The organism is Escherichia sp. E2661 (assembly GCF_004745185.1).
Classification (GTDB): Bacteria; Pseudomonadota; Gammaproteobacteria; order Enterobacterales; family Enterobacteriaceae; genus Escherichia.
In genome coordinates this window covers 74,564-92,185 of the sequence record NZ_PDIG01000038.1, presented here as the reverse complement: position 1 = coordinate 92,185, position 17,622 = coordinate 74,564, and the positions used below count along the sequence as shown (strand labels likewise).

Sequence of the window (17,622 nt, the reverse complement as noted above, 5' to 3'; positions counted from 1 at the left end):
GCCCTCCTCAACTTCCAAGTGTAACGGCAGACGCAGTAAGAAAAATTCAGTTAACTCTGATATCGCGGGTTGGCAGGGAAAATAGCGCCCAGCACCGTCTCCTCGCTTGCGCCGGTAACGGAAGGTAGATTGCCGGGCAGCCCAGCCAGCGTTCGCCAGGCAAGCCATGCGAAGGCTAACGCTTCCATATCGTCGCCACTAATGCCAACGGCATCGGTGGAGGTCACTTCAGTACCTGGCAGTAATGCAGCCAGACGCGCCATAAGCAGCGGATTGCGACTTCCGCCACCACATACCATCAATCGATCGCAGCCACCGCTCAACAAGACTTGTTCAGAAATGGTCACGGCGGTGAGTTCCGCCAGTGTTGCCTGGACATCTCGCGCATCCAGGCCAGGGAAATCGCGTAGATGGCGCTCCAGCCAGGCATAGTTAAAGTATTCGCGCCCGGTGCTTTTGGGTGCTGGCTGGGAAAAATAGGGATCGCTAAGCATTTTTTGCAGCAGCGGCAGAATAACCTTGCCCGCCCGCGCCCACTCAGCGTCTTTATCGTAAGGTTTACCGACCTGACGCCAGATCCATGCGTCCATTAGCATGTTGCCCGGTCCGGTATCGTAGCCACCTACCGGCATTCCTGGAATGAGTAGTGACAGATTGGCAATACCACCAATATTAAGCACCATTCGCCGCTCAGTTGGATGGGCCAGCAATGCGTGATGAAAAGCAGGTACCAGCGGTGCGCCCTGGCCACCTAAGGCGATATCGCGACGGCGAAAATCCCCGACGACGGTAATTCCAGTCCGCGCAACAATTTGATTGTTATCACCAATCTGTAGCGTATGTGGCGCGACGCCCGTGGGTTCGTGCCAGACGGTCTGGCCATGACAACCGATAGCTACGATATCTTTCGGCTGTAAATTTTCTGCTTTTAATAGTGCATTAACGGCATCCGCAAACAAGCAGCCAAGTCGGGTATCCAGTTGACCAAACTGGGAGAGTGTAAGCTGTTGCCCCTGGCAAATATCCAGCACCGCCTGTTTGAGTGATGGGGGAATCGGCCAGCTCAAACTAGCCAGCTGCGCCACCCGGTGTTCATCGATCGTCGCCAACACAACATCGACACCATCCAGGCTAGTACCTGACATAACACCAATAAAGCGGCCTGATTTCATAGTTCATCCTTTTTCAACCTGATGTTTGCGTTCCACTCAAACACAAACCTTTCGCGAATTCCATGCATAAGAGCCGATTTTTATCGTTGGTAGTAAAAGATTATATTCACATCAATAACTAATATGAATGTTTTGTTTATACTTGGTTAACCCTACTCTAATTATGATTTAATCATGTTTTAGTAGAACATGTAATCATGATTATACTAATGCGAATAACTTTGACCATTAGGGATGCTTGTGAGGCGTTTCATGGTAATCAGGAGATTTTTCAATGATTAAACGCGTACTGGTTGTATCAATGGTAGGTCTTTCTCTTGTTGGTTGTGTTAACAACGATACCCTATCTGGTGATGTTTATACTGCCTCTGAAGCGAAGCAAGTGCAGAATGTCAGCTACGGCACAATCGTTAACGTACGGCAGGTACAAATTCAGGGCGGTGATGATTCCAACGTCATCGGCGCAATTGGCGGTGCAGTTCTCGGTGGTTTTCTTGGTAATACCGTTGGTGGTGGTACGGGACGCTCTTTGGCTACCGCAGCAGGTGCCGTCGCGGGTGGCGTAGCCGGTCAGGGCGTACAGAGCGCAATGAACAAAACACAGGGTGTGGAGCTGGAAATTCGTAAAGATGATGGCAACACCATCATGGTGGTACAGAAACAGGGCAATACCCATTTCTCTCCGGGACAACGTGTGGTTCTGGCCAGCAACGGCAGCCAGGTGACGGTTTCCCCGCGCTAAACAAGTTGACGTGTGGTCAGCTACCTGGCCACACGCCCCCTTTATTTCACCCTTTGGCCTGTAACTCAGTAATATTATGCTCAAGTTTTGCAATGAGCCTAATCAGTTGTTCCAGTTCCTCTGCTGAAATCCCATCCAAAATTTCCGCCCGGGTCTTGTTAATAACAGCTTCCATTTCGCTAATCAGCGGCTCCGCCTTTTCCGTCAGTTTAATACGTTTGGCCCGCCGATCGCTTGGACAAGTTTGACGCGAAATTAACCCTTTTTCTTCCAGTTGGTCCAACGTACGAACCAGTGATGGCTGCTCAATGCCGATCGCTTTTGCCAGTTGAATTTGCGACTGGTCTGGAGGTAACTGATGTATATTGTGCAACGTCACCCAATGGGTTTGCGTTAACTCCAGGGGTTTCAGGCGATGGTCTATCAGAGCACGCCATATGCGCACCAACCGTGCCAGATCAGAACCTAGTGGCGATTCCAATTTCATCTCCTTATAATTAGCTTGCTAAGATATTATACGGCTTTTAGAATAGTGTGCAGCAATTGTATTGCTAAAACAAATGGATTGCTGCATTTGCTTACCGTCAGACATGCTTTTCAGAAATAGCGAGTAATTTTCTCTCACATAAACAATATTTATTAATCTAAAGCAATAAACTCAGCCTCAAAGGAATCTATTTTGTGAAGTTTATGCATAGTGCAACAGGATTGCCCCTACAAGATCTGGTGTTCGGTGCATCCGTCTACTTTCCTCCGTTTTTCAAAGCCTTCGCGCTTGGATTCGTCGTCTGGCTTGTCCTGCACCGCCTGCTTCGCGACTGGATCTACGCAGGCGACATCTGGCATCCCTTGTTAATGGATTTGTCGCTGTTTGCGATCTGCGTATGCTCCGCCCTGGCAATATTGATTGCGTGGTAACTATGTCAATTAAAACCATTAAGTATTTCTCAACAATAATTGTAGCAGTAGTTGCCGTTCTCGCCGGGTGGTGGCTCTGGAACTATTACATGCAGTCACCGTGGACGCGGGATGGCAAAATACGCGCGGAACAGGTCGCTATCACCCCACAAGTGTCCGGACGTATTGTTGAGATGAATATAAAAGACAACCAGTTGGTTAACGCTGGCGATATTCTGTTCACTATCGATAAAACACCCTTCCAGATTGCCGAACTGAATGCCCAGGCCCAACTGGCGAAAGCGCAATCTGATCTTGCCAGAGCCAATAATGAGGCCAATCGCCGCCGTCATCTCTCGCAAAATTTTATCTCTGCCGAAGAACTGGATACGGCAAACCTCAATGTTAAAGCGATGCAGGCCAGTGTCGATGCCGCACAAGCAACGCTGAAACAGGCACAATGGCAACTGGCACAAACGGAAATTCGCGCCCCGGTCAGCGGATGGGTCACCAACCTCACTACCCGCATCGGCGACTACGCCGACACAGGAAAACCGCTGTTTGCCCTGGTGGACAGCCACTCGTTTTACGTCATTGGTTATTTTGAAGAAACCAAATTGCGGCATATCCGTGACGGTGTACCAGCACACATTACGCTCTATAGCGACAACAAAAACGTTACAGGGTCACGTCTCCAGTATCGGTCGGGCAATTTATGATCAGAGTGTGGAAAACGATTCCAGCCTGATTCCAGACGTTAAACCTAACGTTCCCTGGGTTCGTCTCGCCCAGCGCGTCCCGGTTCGCTTTGCCCTTGATAATGTTCCCGGCGATGTCACGCTGGTATCCGGCACAACCTGTAGTATCGCAGTAGGTCAGTAATGAACGCCTGGTCATGGTCTCTGCGCAATCTGCCCTGGTTTAAGGCCACGCTGGCACAATGGCGCTACGCGTTGCGCAATACCCTAGCCATGTGTCTGGCGCTGACTGTTGCTTATTATTTAAATCTGGACGAGCCCTATTGGGCGATGACGTCAGCCGCGGTAGTGAGCTTTCCGACAGTTGGCGGTGTCATCAGCAAAAGCCTGGGGCGCATCGCTGGCAGTTTGCTGGGGGCTATCGCGGCGCTAATCCTTGCCGGGCATACTCTCAACGAACCGTGGTTCTTCCTGTTGAGCATGTCGGCATGGCTTGGTTTTTGTACCTGGGCCTGCGCGCATTTCACGAATAACGTGGCCTATGCGTTTCAACTGGCGGGCTACACGGCTGCCATCATCGCCTTCCCGATGGTCAATATCACTGAAGCAAGCCAGTTGTGGGACATCGCCCAGGCGCGCGTTTGCGAAGTGATCGTCGGTATTCTCTGCGGTGGGATGATGATGATGATTCTGCCGAGCACTTCCGATGCCACTGCCCTTTTAACCGCATTGAAAAACATGCACGCCCGTTTACTGGAACATGCCAGTTTACTCTGGCAGCCTGAAACAACCGATGCCATTCGTACCGCACATGAAGGGGTGATTGGGCAAATACTGACCATGAATTTACTGCGTATCCAGGCTTTCTGGAGCCACTATCGCTTCCGCCAGCAAAACGCGCGCCTCAATGCGTTACTCCACCAGCAATTACGCATGACCAGCGTCATTTCGAGCTTGCGGCGTATGTTGCTCAACTGGCCATCACCCCCTGGTGCTATACGGGAAATTCTTGAACAGTTGCTAACGGCCCTCGCCAGCGGGCAAACGGATTTTTACACCGTCGCACGCATTATTGCCCCGCTACGCCTGACGAACTCGGCTGACTATCGGCACGTCGCTTTCTGGCAGCGACTACGTTATTTTTGCCGCCTTTATCTGCAAAGTAGTCAGGAATTACATCGTCTGCAAAGCGGCGCAGATGATCAAACCAGACGCCCTCGCGCGTCCGGGCTGGCACGTCATACCGATAATGCAGAAGCCATGTGGAGCGGGCTTCGGACATTTTGTACGTTGGTGATGATTGGTGCGTGGAGTATTGCCTCGCAATGGGATGCCGGAGCCAATGCATTAACCCTGGCTGCAATTAGCTGCGTCCTTTACTCCGCCGTCGCAGCACCGTTTAAGTCGTTGTCACTGCTGATGCGCACGCTGGTATTGCTTTCGTTCTTTAGCTTTGTAGTTAAATTTGGCCTGATGGTCCAAATTAGTGAGCTGTGGCAATTTTTGCTGTTTCTTTTCCCCCTGCTGGCAACGATGCAGCTACTCAAAATACAATTGCCAAAACAAGCTGCATTATGGGGGCAACTGATTGTTTTTATGGGATCGTTTATCGCTGTCACTAATCCCCCGGTGTATGATTTTGCTGATTTTCTTAACGATAATCTGGCGAAAATCGTTGGCGTGGCGTTGGCGTGGTTAGCGTTTGCCATTCTGCGTCCAGGATCAGATGCTCGTAAAAGCCGTCGTCATATTCGCGCGCTGCGCCGGGATTTTGTCGATCAACTCAGCCGCCATCCAACACTGAGTGAAAGCGAATTTGAATCGCTCACTTATCATCACGTCAGTCAGTTGAGCAACAGCCAGGATGCGCTGGCGCGCCGCTGGTTATTACGTTGGGGAGTGGTGCTACTGAACTGTTCGCATGTTGTCTGGCAATTACGCGAGTGGGAGTCGCGTTCTGATCCGTTATCACAAGTGCGGGATAACTGTATTTCGCTGTTGCGGGGAGTGATGAGTGAGCGTGGCGTTCAGCAAAAATCGCTGGCAGCCACACTTGAAGAATTACAGCGGATTTGCGACAGCCTTGCCCGGCATCATCAGCCTGCCGCCCGTGAGCTGGCGGCGATAGTCTGGCGGCTGTACTGCTCGCTTTCGCAACTTGAGCAAGCACCGCCGCAAGGTACGCTGGCCTCTTAACTACTTAATAACACCACAGGCATAGCGTTCACCGCCACCGCCCAGCGGTTTAGGCTGATCGGACATATTATCGCCGCCAACGTGGATCATCAGCGCCTTGTCTTTGATTTCATCGAGTGATTTCAGACGAGGCGCAATAACGGCATCGGTCGCCTTGCCGTCATTATTGACCACCAGCGCAGGCAGATCGCCTAAATGTCCCGCACCTTCCGGCCCTTCATGCTTGTTGGTTTTTTGTGGATCAAGATGCCCGCCTGCGGATTCCGCGGCGCTGGCTTTGCCATCTTTGGTGGCTGGCTGGCAGCTTCCTTTGGCATGAATATGGAAGCCATGTTCACCGGGGGGTAATGCTTTCAGATCGGGTGAAAACTCCAGACCTTTATCGGTTTCAGTAATAGTTACGCTACCTATTGACTGCCCAACCCCTTGCGACGTAACGAGGTTCATCTCGACTTTTTCACTGGCCGCTTGTGCGCCGGTCGCAACAACCAGCGCCAGAATAGCCAGACTAAAACGCTTCATAGGACCTCCGTTCATTGTGCATACCCGTTAAGTGTAAACCAGTGACACATATTTGAACGGAGGCTAATCCTAAAAGTGCTTACGGTACGTCGTAACCTAATGCAGCTTTACGGATACGGAACCACTGCTGACGCGTCATTTTCAGGGCTTCTGCCTCTACAGCAGCCCGTACGCGCTCAATTTTACCGGAACCAATTATCGGCAACGGTTGCGACGGCAGACGTAATATCCAGGCATAAACAACCTGCTCAATAGTGGCCGCGTTTAATTCCTGGGCTATCACAGCGAGTTCATCACGCAGCGGCTGGAAAAAATCATCATTGAACAGACGTCCACCACCAAGGCACGACCACGCCATCGGACGAACACGCAGTTGTTGCAGTTGGTCGAGCGTGCCATCCAGCAGCAACGGCTGATGCACCGGGGATATTTCCACCTGATTAGTGGCAAGGGTAAATGGCAGGCGTGATTGCAACAGGGCAAATTGCGCAGGCGTGAAGTTGGAGACGCCAAAATGGCGCACTTTGCCGCTCTGATGCAGATGTTTAAACGCATCCGCCACTTCATCGGCATCCATTAACGGGTCGGGACGGTGGATTAACAGCAGATCCAGATGATCGGTCGCGAGATTAATCAGCGACTGTTCGGCGCTTTTAATAATATGGTCGCGGTCAGTGATGTAATGACCAATGACGTTTTCTTCACGCGCGGTCGTTGCGATGCCACATTTGCTGACGATTTCCATCCGTTCACGCAGATGAGGCGCCAGCTTCAGCGCCTCGCCAAACGCCGCTTCACACTGATAGCCGCCATATATATCAGCATGGTCCACGGTGGTAATGCCGAGATCCAGATGCTCCTCAATAAAGCTAACCAACTGACGGGCAGACATATTCCAGTCCATCAGTCGCCAGTAGCCCATCACAAAACGGGAAAACTCCGGGCCTTGCGGCGCAATAGTAATACGCTGAACCATAATCGCTTCCTCTTATCAGATATGAGAGGAGTATACGCAAGATTATGCTCAAAAGAGTGATGGTTGCTCCGGTTCATCTGATGACGTTGGCTTATTTGCGCGTAATTTACGCATCAGCCGCTGGCGACAAAGGCGCAGCACCTCTTGTTTTTCGCCATCGCTCATTTTATTCCAGTTAAAACGCTCATCCCGGCTACGAAAACAGCCGCGACAAAATCCGCGCTCATCAGACTGGCAAATTCCCCGGCACGGGCTCTGGACGGGAAAGAACTCTAGTTGCTCCGCCACTTCGCCCTCCTGAAATGAGATTATTACCACTATTGAAGCTCTTAATGCCCAAAGTAGCAACTTTGCTTGCACTAGACCGACTGGTCTACTACACTCCAACGCATGAACAAACACACCGAACATGATACTCGCGAACACCTCCTGGCGACGGGTGAGCAACTTTGCCTGCAACGTGGATTCACCGGGATGGGATTAAGCGAATTACTGAAGACCGCTGAAGTGCCGAAAGGATCCTTCTATCACTACTTTCGCTCTAAAGAAGCGTTTGGCGTTGCCATGCTTGAACGTCATTACGCAGCATACCACCAGCGACTAACAGAGTTACTGCAATCCGGCGAAGGTAACTACCGCGACCGCATACTGGCTTATTACCAGCAGACGCTGAACCAGTTTTGCCAACACGGAACCATCAGTGGTTGCCTGACAGTAAAACTCTCTGCCGAAGTGTGCGATCTGTCAGAAGATATGCGCAGCGCGATGGATAAAGGTGCTCGCAGCGTGATCGACCTGCTCTCGCAGGCGCTGGAAAATGGCCGTGAGAACCATTGTTTAACCTTTTGTGGCGAACCGCTGCAACAGGCGCAAGTGCTTTACGCACTATGGCTGGGTGCGAATCTGCAGGCCAAAATTTCGCGCAATTCCGAACCACTGGAAAACGCGCTGGCACATGTAAAAAACATTATTGCGACGCCTGCCGTTTAGCAGGCATTTTTTATCACCAGACGACCGGGAGCCTTTATGTCATCTGAAAAACTGTATTCCCCACTGAAAGTGGGCGCGATCACGGCGGCAAACCGTATTTTTATGGCACCACTAACGCGTCTGCGCAGTATTGAACCGGGTGACATCCCTACCCCGTTGATGGCGGAATACTATCGCCAACGTGCCAGTGCTGGTTTAATTATTAGCGAAGCTACGCAAATTTCCGCTCAGGCAAAAGGATATGCAGGCGCGCCAGGCATCCATAGCCCGGAGCAAATTGCCGCATGGAAAAAAATCACCGCTGGCGTTCATGCTGAAAATGGTCATATGGCCGTACAGCTGTGGCACACCGGACGCATTTCTCACGCCAGCCTGCAACCTGGCGGCCAGGCACCGGTAGCACCTTCAGCACTTAGCGCGGGAACACGTACTTCCCTGCGCGATGAAAATGGTCAGGCGATCCGTGTTGAAACATCCATGCCGCGGGCACTGGAACTGGAAGAAATTCCGGGTATCGTCAATGATTTCCGTCAGGCCATCGCTAACGCGCGTGAAGCCGGGTTTGATCTGGTGGAGCTCCACTCTGCTCACGGTTATTTGCTGCATCAGTTCCTTTCCCCTTCTTCAAACCATCGTACCGATCAGTACGGCGGCAGCGTGGAAAATCGCGCACGTCTGGTGCTGGAAGTCGTTGATGCCGGGATTGAAGAATGGGGAGCCGATCGCATTGGCATTCGCGTTTCGCCAATCGGTACGTTCCAGAATACGGATAACGGCCCGAATGAAGAAGCCGATGCGCTGTATCTGATTGAACAACTGGGCAAACGCGGCATTGCTTACCTGCATATGTCAGAACCAGACTGGGCAGGCGGCAAACCGTATACCGAGGCGTTTCGCGAAAAAGTACGCGCCCGTTTCCACGGTCCGATTATCGGCGCAGGTGCATACACGGTAGAAAAAGCCGAAACGCTGATTGGCAAAGGGTTAATTGATGCGGTGGCATTTGGTCGTGACTGGATTGCGAACCCGGATCTGGTCGCCCGCTTGCAGCGCAAAGCCGAGCTTAACCCACAACGTGCCGAAAGTTTCTACGGTGGCGGCGCGGAAGGCTATACCGATTACCCGACGCTATAATCCAACATTGCGAGCGGCGTAAAGCCGCCGCTATACTAAAACAACATTTTGAATCTGTTAGCCATTTTGAGGATAAAAAGATGCGTCTTCTTCATACCATGCTGCGCGTTGGCGATCTGCAACGCTCCATCGATTTTTATACCAAAGTACTGGGCATGAAACTGCTGCGAACCAGCGAAAACCCGGAATACAAATACTCACTGGCGTTTGTTGGCTACGGCCCGGAAACCGAAGAAGCGGTGATTGAACTGACCTACAACTGGGGCGTGGATAAATACGAACTCGGCACTGCTTATGGTCACATCGCGCTTAGCGTAGATAACGCCGCTGAAGCGTGCGAAAAAATCCGTCAGAACGGGGGTAACGTCACCCGTGAAGCGGGTCCGGTCAAAGGCGGTACTACGGTTATCGCGTTTGTGGAAGATCCGGACGGTTACAAAATTGAATTAATCGAAGAGAAAGACGCCGGTCGCGGTCTGGGCAACTAATCTCCTGCCGGGCGCGAACTCATCGCGCCCGCATCTTTACTGCATCGACAAGTAATATTTGTCATAATGCGCGCTGCAATTTATCCGTATTAAGAGAATCAGATGTCCGATAACGCTCAACTTACCGGTCTGTGCGACCGTTTTCGTGGTTTTTATCCTGTTGTGATCGATGTTGAAACAGCCGGATTTAACGCCAAAACCGATGCGCTGCTTGAGATTGCCGCCATCACCCTGAAAATGGATGAACAAGGCTGGCTGATGCCGGACACCACATTACATTTCCACGTCGAACCATTTGTCGGCGCAAATTTGCAGCCAGAGGCCCTCGCCTTCAACGGCATTGACCCGAACGATCCCGATCGCGGCGCGGTCAGCGAATACGAGGCGCTGCACGAAATTTTTAAAGTTGTACGTAAAGGCATTAAAGCGAGCGGCTGTAACCGGGCCATTATGGTGGCGCACAACGCCAATTTTGATCACAGCTTTATGATGGCCGCCGCAGAACGCGCCTCACTGAAACGTAACCCATTCCACCCTTTCGCCACTTTTGACACCGCGGCACTGGCCGGGCTGGCACTCGGACAAACCGTATTATCAAAAGCCTGCCAGACCGCGGGTATGGACTTCGACAGCACCCAGGCGCACTCCGCGTTGTACGACACCGAACGCACTGCTGTGCTGTTTTGTGAAATCGTCAATCGCTGGAAACGTCTGGGAGGCTGGCCGCTGCCTGCCGCCGAAGAGGTGTAATCGAGTCGATGCCTGATGACATGCAATGATTCAGGCATCTATAGTGAGGCTATTCCACGCATCATGCATGATATTCACGGGGAATAGCGTTAATGGCAGATAATCCAAACTCTTCATCGCCCCTGCCGGACGTGTTTTCACCGGCGACCCGCGACTGGTTTCTTCGCGCCTTTAAACAGCCGACCGCTGTCCAGTCGCAAACCTGGCATGTGGCGGCACGAGGTGAACATGCGCTGGTGATTGCACCGACTGGCTCAGGGAAAACGCTGGCCGCTTTTCTCTATGCCCTCGATCAGCTCTTCCGCGAAGGCGGAGACAACGCCAGCGAGGCGCATAAGCGTAAAACCTCGCGCATCCTCTATATTTCACCGATTAAAGCCTTAGGCACCGACGTTCAGCGCAATTTGCAGATCCCGTTACAAGGCATTGCAGTGGAACGGCGGCGGCGCGGCGAAATGGAAGTCAACCTCCGCGTGGGCATCCGGACTGGCGATACGCCCGCGCAGGAACGCAGCAAACTGACCCGCAATCCGCCGGATATTCTGATAACCACGCCCGAATCACTCTATCTGATGCTGACCTCCCGCGCACGCGAGACGCTGCGCGGCGTCGAAACGGTGATTATTGATGAAGTCCACGCGGTCGCGGGAAGCAAACGCGGTGCGCATCTGGCGTTAAGCCTGGAACGGCTCGATGCGCTGCTACACACCTCAGCACAGCGAATTGGCCTTTCCGCGACTGTACGCTCAGCCAGCGATGTGGCAGCATTTCTTGGTGGCGATCGTCCGGTTACTGTTGTCAACCCGCCCGCAATGCGCCATCCGCAGATACGGATTGTCGTACCGGTCGCCAATATGGATGATATCTCGTCGGTAGCCAGCAGCACCGGGGAAGACAGCCATGCGGGTAGAGAAGGCTCAATCTGGCCGTATATTGAAACCGGCATTCTTGATGAAGTGTTGCGCCATCGCTCGACCATCGTCTTTACAAATTCACGCGGGCTGGCAGAAAAACTGACGGCACGGCTGAATGAGCTTTACGCCGCACGATTGCAGCGCTCCCCGGCCATCGCCATAGACGCCACTCATTTCGAGTCGACCTCCGGCGCAACCACTAACCGCGTACAAAGTAGCGACGTTTTCATTGCCCGCTCGCACCACGGTTCCGTCTCCAAAGAACAACGGGCGATAACCGAACAAGCCCTGAAATCAGGCGAATTGCGCTGTGTGGTCGCGACTTCCAGTCTCGAACTGGGGATTGATATGGGCGCGGTGGATCTGGTGATTCAGGTGGCGACGCCGCTTTCTGTCGACAGCGGGCTACAGCGCATTGGTCGCGCCGGACATCAGGTTGGCGGTGTATCTAAAGGGCTATTTTTCCCCCGTACCCGGCGTGATTTAGTCGATTCCGCCGTCATTGTCGAGTGTATGTTTGCAGGCAGGCTGGAAAACCTGACGCCACCGCATAATCCACTCGACGTCCTTGCGCAGCAAACCGTTGCCGCCGCGGCGATGGACGCCTTACAGGTGGAGGAATGGTATGCTCTGGTGCGTCGCGCGGCACCGTGGAAAGATCTGCCAAGACGCGTTTTTGACGCCACGCTGGATATGCTTTCCGGGCGCTATCCCTCTGGCGATTTTTCTGCTTTTCGACCAAAACTGGTCTGGAACAGGGAGACGGGGATATTGACCGCCCGACCTGGCGCTCAGCTGTTGGCTGTTACCAGCGGTGGCACCATTCCGGATCGTGGCATGTACAGTGTGTTATTACCCGAAGGTGAAGAACAGACAGGCTCGCGGCGGGTGGGCGAACTGGATGAAGAGATGGTGTATGAATCGCGAGTGAATGACATCATCACTCTCGGCGCTACCTCATGGCGGATCCAACAAATCACCCGCGATCAGGTCATTGTGACACCTGCGCCAGGTCGCTCTGCCCGACTTCCCTTCTGGCGTGGCGAAGGTAATGGACGCCCCGCTGAATTGGGGGAAATGATCGGCGATTTTCTCCATTTGCTGGCGGATGGCGCGTTCTTTTCCGGAAATATCCCGCCGTGGCTGGCAGAAGAAAATACACTCGCCAATATTCAGGGGCTGATTGACGAACAGCGTAACGCTACGGGCGTTGTCCCTGGAAGCCGCCACCTGGTTCTCGAACGCTGCCGTGATGAGATTGGCGACTGGCGCATTATTTTACACTCTTCCTATGGAAGACGAGTGCATGAACCGTGGGCGCTGGCGATTGCCGGGCGACTGCATGCGCTATGGGGCGCTGATGCCTCGGTAGTCGCCAGCGATGACGGTATTGTCGCCCGCATTCCTGACACCGATGGTAAATTGCCTGACGCCGCGGTTTTTTTGTTTGAACCAGAAAAGTTGCTGCAAATTGTCCGCGAGGCGGTGGGCAACTCGGCACTTTTCGCCGCCCGTTTTCGCGAATGCGCCGCGCGGGCATTATTAATGCCGGGCCGCACGCCGGGCCATCGCACCCCGCTCTGGCAACAACGGCTGCGTGCCAGCCAGTTACTGGAAATCGCCCAGGGTTATCCGGATTTTCCTGTCATTCTCGAAACTCTGCGTGAATGCCTGCAGGATGTGTATGACCTTCCCGCTCTGGAACGTTTGATGCGTCGCCTGAACAGTGGCGAAATTCAAATTTCCGATGTCACCACCGCGACGCCCTCACCTTTTGCCGCCAGTTTATTGTTCGGTTATGTGGCGGAATTTATGTATCAGAGCGACGCCCCGCTGGCAGAACGCCGGGCATCCGTACTGTCGCTGGACAGCGAGTTACTGCGTAATCTACTCGGTCAGGTTGATCCGGGGGAATTACTCGACCCGCAGATCATTCGTCAGGTGGAAGAAGAGTTACAGCGGCTGGCCCCCGGCAGAAGAGCGAAAGGTGAAGAAGGTCTTTTCGACCTACTGCGCGAACTGGGGCCAATGACCGTTGAAGACCTGGCGCAACGGCATACAGGCAGCAGTGAAGAGGTTGCGTCGTATCTGGAAAATCTTCTTGCAGTAAAACGAATCTTCCCGGCGATGATTAGCGGACAGGAGCGTTTTGCCTGTATGGATGATGCCGCCAGGCTGCGCGATGCCCTCGGCGTACGACTACCAGAGTCTCTGCCAGAGATTTATTTGCATAGAGTCAATTACCCGCTTCGCGATCTCTTTCTGCGCTATCTCCGGGCTCATGCTCTGGTCACGGCTGAACAACTGGCTCATGAGTTTAGCCTCGGTATTGCCATTGTCGAAGAGCAACTTCATCATTTGCGCGAACAGGGGCTGGTGATGAATTTGCAACAAGACATCTGGGTGAGCGATGAAGTTTTTCGTCGTTTGCGTTTACGTTCCCTGCAGGCTGCCAGAGAAGCTACGCGTCCGGTACCTGCCATTGCCTATGCACGATTGCTGCTGGAACGTCAGGGCGTGCTCCCCGCCACCGATGGTAGCCCGGCACTCTTTGCCTCAACATCGCCAGGCGTTTATGAAGGCGTGGATGGCGTCATGCGGGTTATCGAACAGCTTGCTGGTGTCGGTTTACCCGCCTCACTCTGGGAAAGCCAGATCCTGCCCGCCCGCGTACGCGATTACTCGCCAGAAATGCTCGATGAACTGCTGGCAACAGGTACGGTTATCTGGTCGGGGCAAAAAAAGCTCGGCGAGGATGACGGTCTGGTGGCACTGCATTTACAGGAATATGCCGCCGAATCGTATATTCCTGCAGAAAATGATCACGCGAAACGTTCAGCGCTTCAGCAAGCAATTATCGCGGTTCTGACTGACGGGGGCGCCTGGTTTGCGCAACAAATCAGCCAACGAACAGGCGAGAAAATCGGCGAGCCAGTAGATCCTTCAGCCCTGCAAGAGGCGCTTTGGGAACTGGTCTGGCAAGGCGTCATCACCAGTGATATTTGGGCACCGTTGCGCGCCCTTACCCGCAGTAGTCCGACCACTCGCCGCAGTAGTCGGGTACGTCGTGGACGTCCGGTTTATGCACCGTCAGCTATGCCGTTGGTATCTTACAACACACCAAAGCTGGCTGGACGCTGGTCGTTATTGCAGGTGGAGCCACTAAACGATACCGAAAGGATGCTGGCGCTGGCGGAAAATATGCTCGACCGCTACGGAATCATCAGCCGTCAGGCGGTGATTGCTGAAAATATTCCTGGCGGGTTTCCGTCGATGCAAACGCTTTGCCGCAGTATGGAAGATTCCGGGCGAATTATGCGGGGTCGATTTGTTGAAGGTTTGGGTGGTGCACAATTTGCTGATCGCCAGACCATTGACCGTCTGCGCGACCTGACGCCCCATGCCACGCAGACGCGACAATATATGCCCGTGGCCCTTAGTGCCAACGATCCGGCCAATTTGTGGGGGAATCTGCTACCCTGGCCTGCACATCCGGCGACGCTGGTTCCGACTCGTCGGGCAGGCGCGCTGGTGGTCATTTCTGGCGGCAAATTATTGATTTATCTGGCGCAAGGTGGCAAAAAAATGCTGGTCTGGCAGGAAAAAGATGAATTATTACCACCGGAGGTTTTACTGGCGCTAACCACCGCGTTACGGCGAGAACCACGGCTACGGTTTACGTTGACAGAAGTGAATGACCAACCGGTCCGGCAAACGCCGATGTTTACGCTGCTGCGTGAGGCGGGATTTTCAAGTTCGCCACAAGGGCTGGATTGGGGATAAAAAGCACTGACGGATGCCTGTTAGCATCCGTCAGTATTGCGAAACGGATTATTCAGCATCCGGCTCTTCAGACTTGTATTTAGCAGCAGTTTCTTTGATCAGCTGCTGCAGTTCGCCACGCTGATACATTTCAATCACGATATCACAACCGCCTACCAGCTCGCCGTCAACCCACAGTTGTGGGAAAGTCGGCCAGTTCGCATATTTCGGCAGTTCCGCACGAATGTCCGGGTTCTGCAGGATATCAACGTAGGCAAAACGTTCGCCACAAGCGGCAAGCGCCTGGACTGCCTGGGCAGAGAAACCGCAGCTCGGCAGTTTCGGTGAACCTTTCATGTACAGCAGGATCGGGTTTTCAGCAATCTGGCGTTGGATTTTTTCGATAGTGGTGCTCATTGTCTTGCTTCCTCAAACTTCTTTACGGCAGTAATCTGACATTGTAGCGGGTCAGTGCGGCATCGGAAAATAACATTTTCATCACGCTTTTGCTATTTTATCCCTTTGCTCTATTTGTTGCATTTCAAATATTCGTTTCTTCTCTGCCACGCTGCAAGCTGGCGTATTTGTGACCATTTTTAGCTTTCACTGCTGCTTTTTTTTGCGCTCGCCGACGAAACGTATTTTTTAACAATAAAAGCTATTAACTTTCCCTTCTTCTATGCATTAGAATCATCAAGTTTTGTAAATCAGACGCAGGCATGATAGACCTGCCTTAACAGAGGGACGCTCAGTGGCGCGGATAAACCGTATTTCGATCACGCTCTGTGCTTTACTTTTTACCACCCTGCCTTTAATGCCTATGGCCTATGCTTCCAAGCAAGCCAGGGAGAGTTCTGCTACCACTCATATCACCAAAAAAGCAGATAAAAAGAAAAGCACGGCAACCACCAAAAAGACCAATAATAAAGCCAGTCAGAAAACCGCCAAAAAAAGTCGCCAGTAAAAGTACGACCAAAAGCAAAACCGCTTCTTCCGTTAAAAAATCCTCCATTACCGCTTCTAAAAACGCGAAAACTCGCAGCAAAAATGTTGTCACTAAAACGGCGTCTGCCAGCTTTACGGAAAAGTGCACCAAACGTAAGGGCAATAAGTCACATTGCGTGAAAGTCAAAAATGCCGCCCCTGGCACTATTGCCGACGCGCACAAAGCCAAAGTTCAGAAAGCCACTAAAGTGGCGATGAATAAACTGATGCAGCAAATTGGCAAGCCATATCGTTGGGGCGGGAGTTCACCGCGTACCGGTTTTGATTGCAGTGGACTGGTTTATTACGCTTATAAAGACCTGGTTAAGATCCGTATTCCGCGCACGGCAAACGAAATGTATCACCTGCGCGATGCGGCACCTATCGATCGCAGTGAACTGAAAAACGGCGACCTGGTCTTTTTCCGCACGCAAGGGCGTGGGACTGCCGATCACGTAGGCGTGTACGTTGGCAATGGTAAATTTATTCAGTCACCACGCAGTGGCCAGGAAATTCAAATCACGTCGTTAAGTGAAGATTACTGGCAACGTCACTACGTTGGCGCTCGTCGGGTAATGACCCCAAAAACACTTCGCTAAAACTTTACCCTGTTGTTACGGCAACAGGGTAAGTTCATCTTTTGTATCACCTTTTAATTTGCTACCCTATCCGTACTCACAATAAGGCTATTGTGCGTATACCAATGAATAATAAAGGAGAGTAGCAATGTCATTTGAATTACCTGCACTACCATATGCTAAAGACGCTCTGGTCCCGCACATTTCTGTGGAAACCATTGAGTATCACTACGGCAAACATCATCAGACTTATGTCACTAACCTGAACAACCTGATTAAAGGCACCGAGTTTGAAGGTAAATCACTGGAAGAGATTATTCGCAGCTCTGAAGGTGGCGTATTCAACAACGCAGCTCAGGTCTGGAACCACACTTTCTACTGGAACTGCCTGGCACCGAACGCTGGTGGCGAACCGACTGGCAAAGTCGCTGAAGCTATCGCCGCATCTTTCGGTAGCTTTGCCGATTTCAAAGCACAGTTTACTGACGCTGCGATCAAAAACTTTGGTTCTGGCTGGACCTGGCTGGTGAAAAACAGCGATGGCAAACTGGCTATCGTTTCTACCTCTAATGCTGGTACTCCGCTGACCACCGATGCGACCCCGCTGCTGACCGTTGATGTCTGGGAACACGCTTATTACATCGACTATCGCAATGCGCGTCCTGGCTATCTGGAGCACTTCTGGGCGCTGGTGAACTGGGAATTCGTAGCGAAAAATCTCGCTGCATAATAACTGATGGCAAATGCAACATTGCCTGATGCGCTACGCTTATCGGGTCTATGCGGATGAGGCGTTAACACCGCATCCGGCAAGATAAA

Annotated in this window: 15 protein-coding genes and 2 pseudogenes; 11 read left to right on the top strand and 6 right to left on the bottom strand. The window is 52.3% G+C overall.

All coding sequences use genetic code 11. The features are described 5' to 3' along the window. Positions 1–50: 50 nt before the first annotated feature. Positions 51–1,172: an anhydro-N-acetylmuramic acid kinase gene (anmK, locus tag CRI63_RS21220; protein WP_130208176.1), complete on the bottom strand. Its 1,122-nt coding sequence runs from the start codon at positions 1,170–1,172 to the stop codon at positions 51–53. A 274-nt stretch (positions 1,173–1,446) separates the two neighbouring features. On the opposite strand from anmK, the gene slyB reads away from it, so the two are divergent. Further along, a complete protein-coding gene (gene slyB, locus CRI63_RS21215; protein ID WP_064530029.1) occupies positions 1,447–1,914 on the top strand; it encodes an outer membrane lipoprotein SlyB in 468 nt (155 codons plus the stop codon). Between the two features lie 46 nt (positions 1,915–1,960). Here slyB and slyA read toward each other — a convergent pair whose 3' ends face one another. Continuing rightward, entirely contained in the window at positions 1,961–2,395 is a 435-nt protein-coding gene (gene slyA, locus CRI63_RS21210; RefSeq protein WP_064530079.1) for a transcriptional regulator SlyA, read from the bottom strand. 200 nt (positions 2,396–2,595) lie between these two features. Here slyA and CRI63_RS21205 point away from each other — a divergent pair, with 200 nt between their 5' ends. From CRI63_RS21205 to CRI63_RS21195, 3 genes and pseudogenes are all read left to right on the top strand, one after another. Further along, positions 2,596–2,832, top strand: coding sequence for a DUF1656 domain-containing protein (locus CRI63_RS21205; RefSeq protein WP_130208178.1), 237 nt, complete (start codon positions 2,596–2,598; stop codon positions 2,830–2,832). 2 nt (positions 2,833–2,834) lie between these two features. Next, positions 2,835–3,693: pseudogene (locus CRI63_RS21200) on the top strand (HlyD family secretion protein). Next, a complete protein-coding gene (locus CRI63_RS21195; RefSeq protein ID WP_135520692.1) occupies positions 3,693–5,705 on the top strand; it encodes an FUSC family protein in 2,013 nt (670 codons plus the stop codon). The pseudogene CRI63_RS21200 and the gene CRI63_RS21195 overlap by 1 nt, the downstream one beginning before the upstream one ends. Here CRI63_RS21195 and sodC read toward each other — a convergent pair whose 3' ends face one another. The 3 genes from sodC to CRI63_RS21180 all read right to left on the bottom strand — a co-directional run bounded on the left by sodC (position 5,706) and on the right by CRI63_RS21180 (position 7,491). Continuing rightward, positions 5,706–6,227 carry a superoxide dismutase [Cu-Zn] SodC gene (gene sodC, locus CRI63_RS21190; protein ID WP_135405856.1) on the bottom strand — a complete coding sequence of 174 codons (522 nt, stop codon included), beginning with the start codon at positions 6,225–6,227 and terminating at the stop codon, positions 5,706–5,708. It abuts the gene before it with no gap. Between the two features lie 79 nt (positions 6,228–6,306). Beyond that, positions 6,307–7,203 carry an aldo/keto reductase family oxidoreductase gene (locus CRI63_RS21185; protein ID WP_130218984.1) on the bottom strand — a complete coding sequence of 299 codons (897 nt, stop codon included), beginning with the start codon at positions 7,201–7,203 and terminating at the stop codon, positions 6,307–6,309. A gap of 48 nt (positions 7,204–7,251) precedes the next feature. Next, positions 7,252–7,491, bottom strand: a complete 240-nt coding sequence (locus tag CRI63_RS21180) for a DUF1289 domain-containing protein (RefSeq protein ID WP_000840482.1) — start codon at positions 7,489–7,491, stop codon at positions 7,252–7,254. A 102-nt stretch (positions 7,492–7,593) separates the two neighbouring features. On the opposite strand from CRI63_RS21180, the gene nemR reads away from it, so the two are divergent. From nemR to CRI63_RS21155, 5 genes are all read left to right on the top strand, one after another. Then, positions 7,594–8,193, top strand: a complete 600-nt coding sequence (gene nemR / locus CRI63_RS21175; protein ID WP_135520690.1) for a DNA-binding transcriptional regulator NemR — start codon at positions 7,594–7,596, stop codon at positions 8,191–8,193. A 36-nt stretch (positions 8,194–8,229) separates the two neighbouring features. Continuing rightward, entirely contained in the window at positions 8,230–9,327 is a 1,098-nt protein-coding gene (gene nemA, locus CRI63_RS21170) for an N-ethylmaleimide reductase (RefSeq protein ID WP_135520688.1), read from the top strand. A gap of 80 nt (positions 9,328–9,407) precedes the next feature. Beyond that, complete coding sequence (gloA, locus tag CRI63_RS21165) at positions 9,408–9,815, top strand: lactoylglutathione lyase (RefSeq protein ID WP_001237796.1); 408 nt, start codon at positions 9,408–9,410, stop codon at positions 9,813–9,815. Positions 9,816–9,917: 102 nt separating this feature from the next. Next, complete coding sequence (rnt, locus tag CRI63_RS21160) at positions 9,918–10,565, top strand: ribonuclease T (protein WP_001282281.1); 648 nt, start codon at positions 9,918–9,920, stop codon at positions 10,563–10,565. Positions 10,566–10,657: 92 nt separating this feature from the next. Continuing rightward, positions 10,658–15,262 (top strand): ATP-dependent helicase, encoded by a 4,605-nt coding sequence (locus CRI63_RS21155; protein ID WP_135520686.1) that lies wholly within the window; start codon positions 10,658–10,660, stop codon positions 15,260–15,262. 48 nt (positions 15,263–15,310) lie between these two features. Here CRI63_RS21155 and grxD read toward each other — a convergent pair whose 3' ends face one another. Then, positions 15,311–15,658, bottom strand: a complete 348-nt coding sequence (gene grxD / locus CRI63_RS21150; protein ID WP_000108172.1) for a monothiol glutaredoxin 4 — start codon at positions 15,656–15,658, stop codon at positions 15,311–15,313. A gap of 334 nt (positions 15,659–15,992) precedes the next feature. On the opposite strand from grxD, the pseudogene mepH reads away from it, so the two are divergent. Continuing rightward, positions 15,993–16,824, top strand: a pseudogene (gene mepH / locus CRI63_RS21145) (peptidoglycan DD-endopeptidase MepH). A 127-nt stretch (positions 16,825–16,951) separates the two neighbouring features. After that, on the top strand, positions 16,952–17,533 hold the full coding sequence (gene sodB, locus CRI63_RS21140; RefSeq protein ID WP_135487735.1) for a superoxide dismutase [Fe]: 582 nt from the start codon (positions 16,952–16,954) through the stop codon (positions 17,531–17,533). The last annotated feature ends 89 nt before the right edge of the window (positions 17,534–17,622 follow it).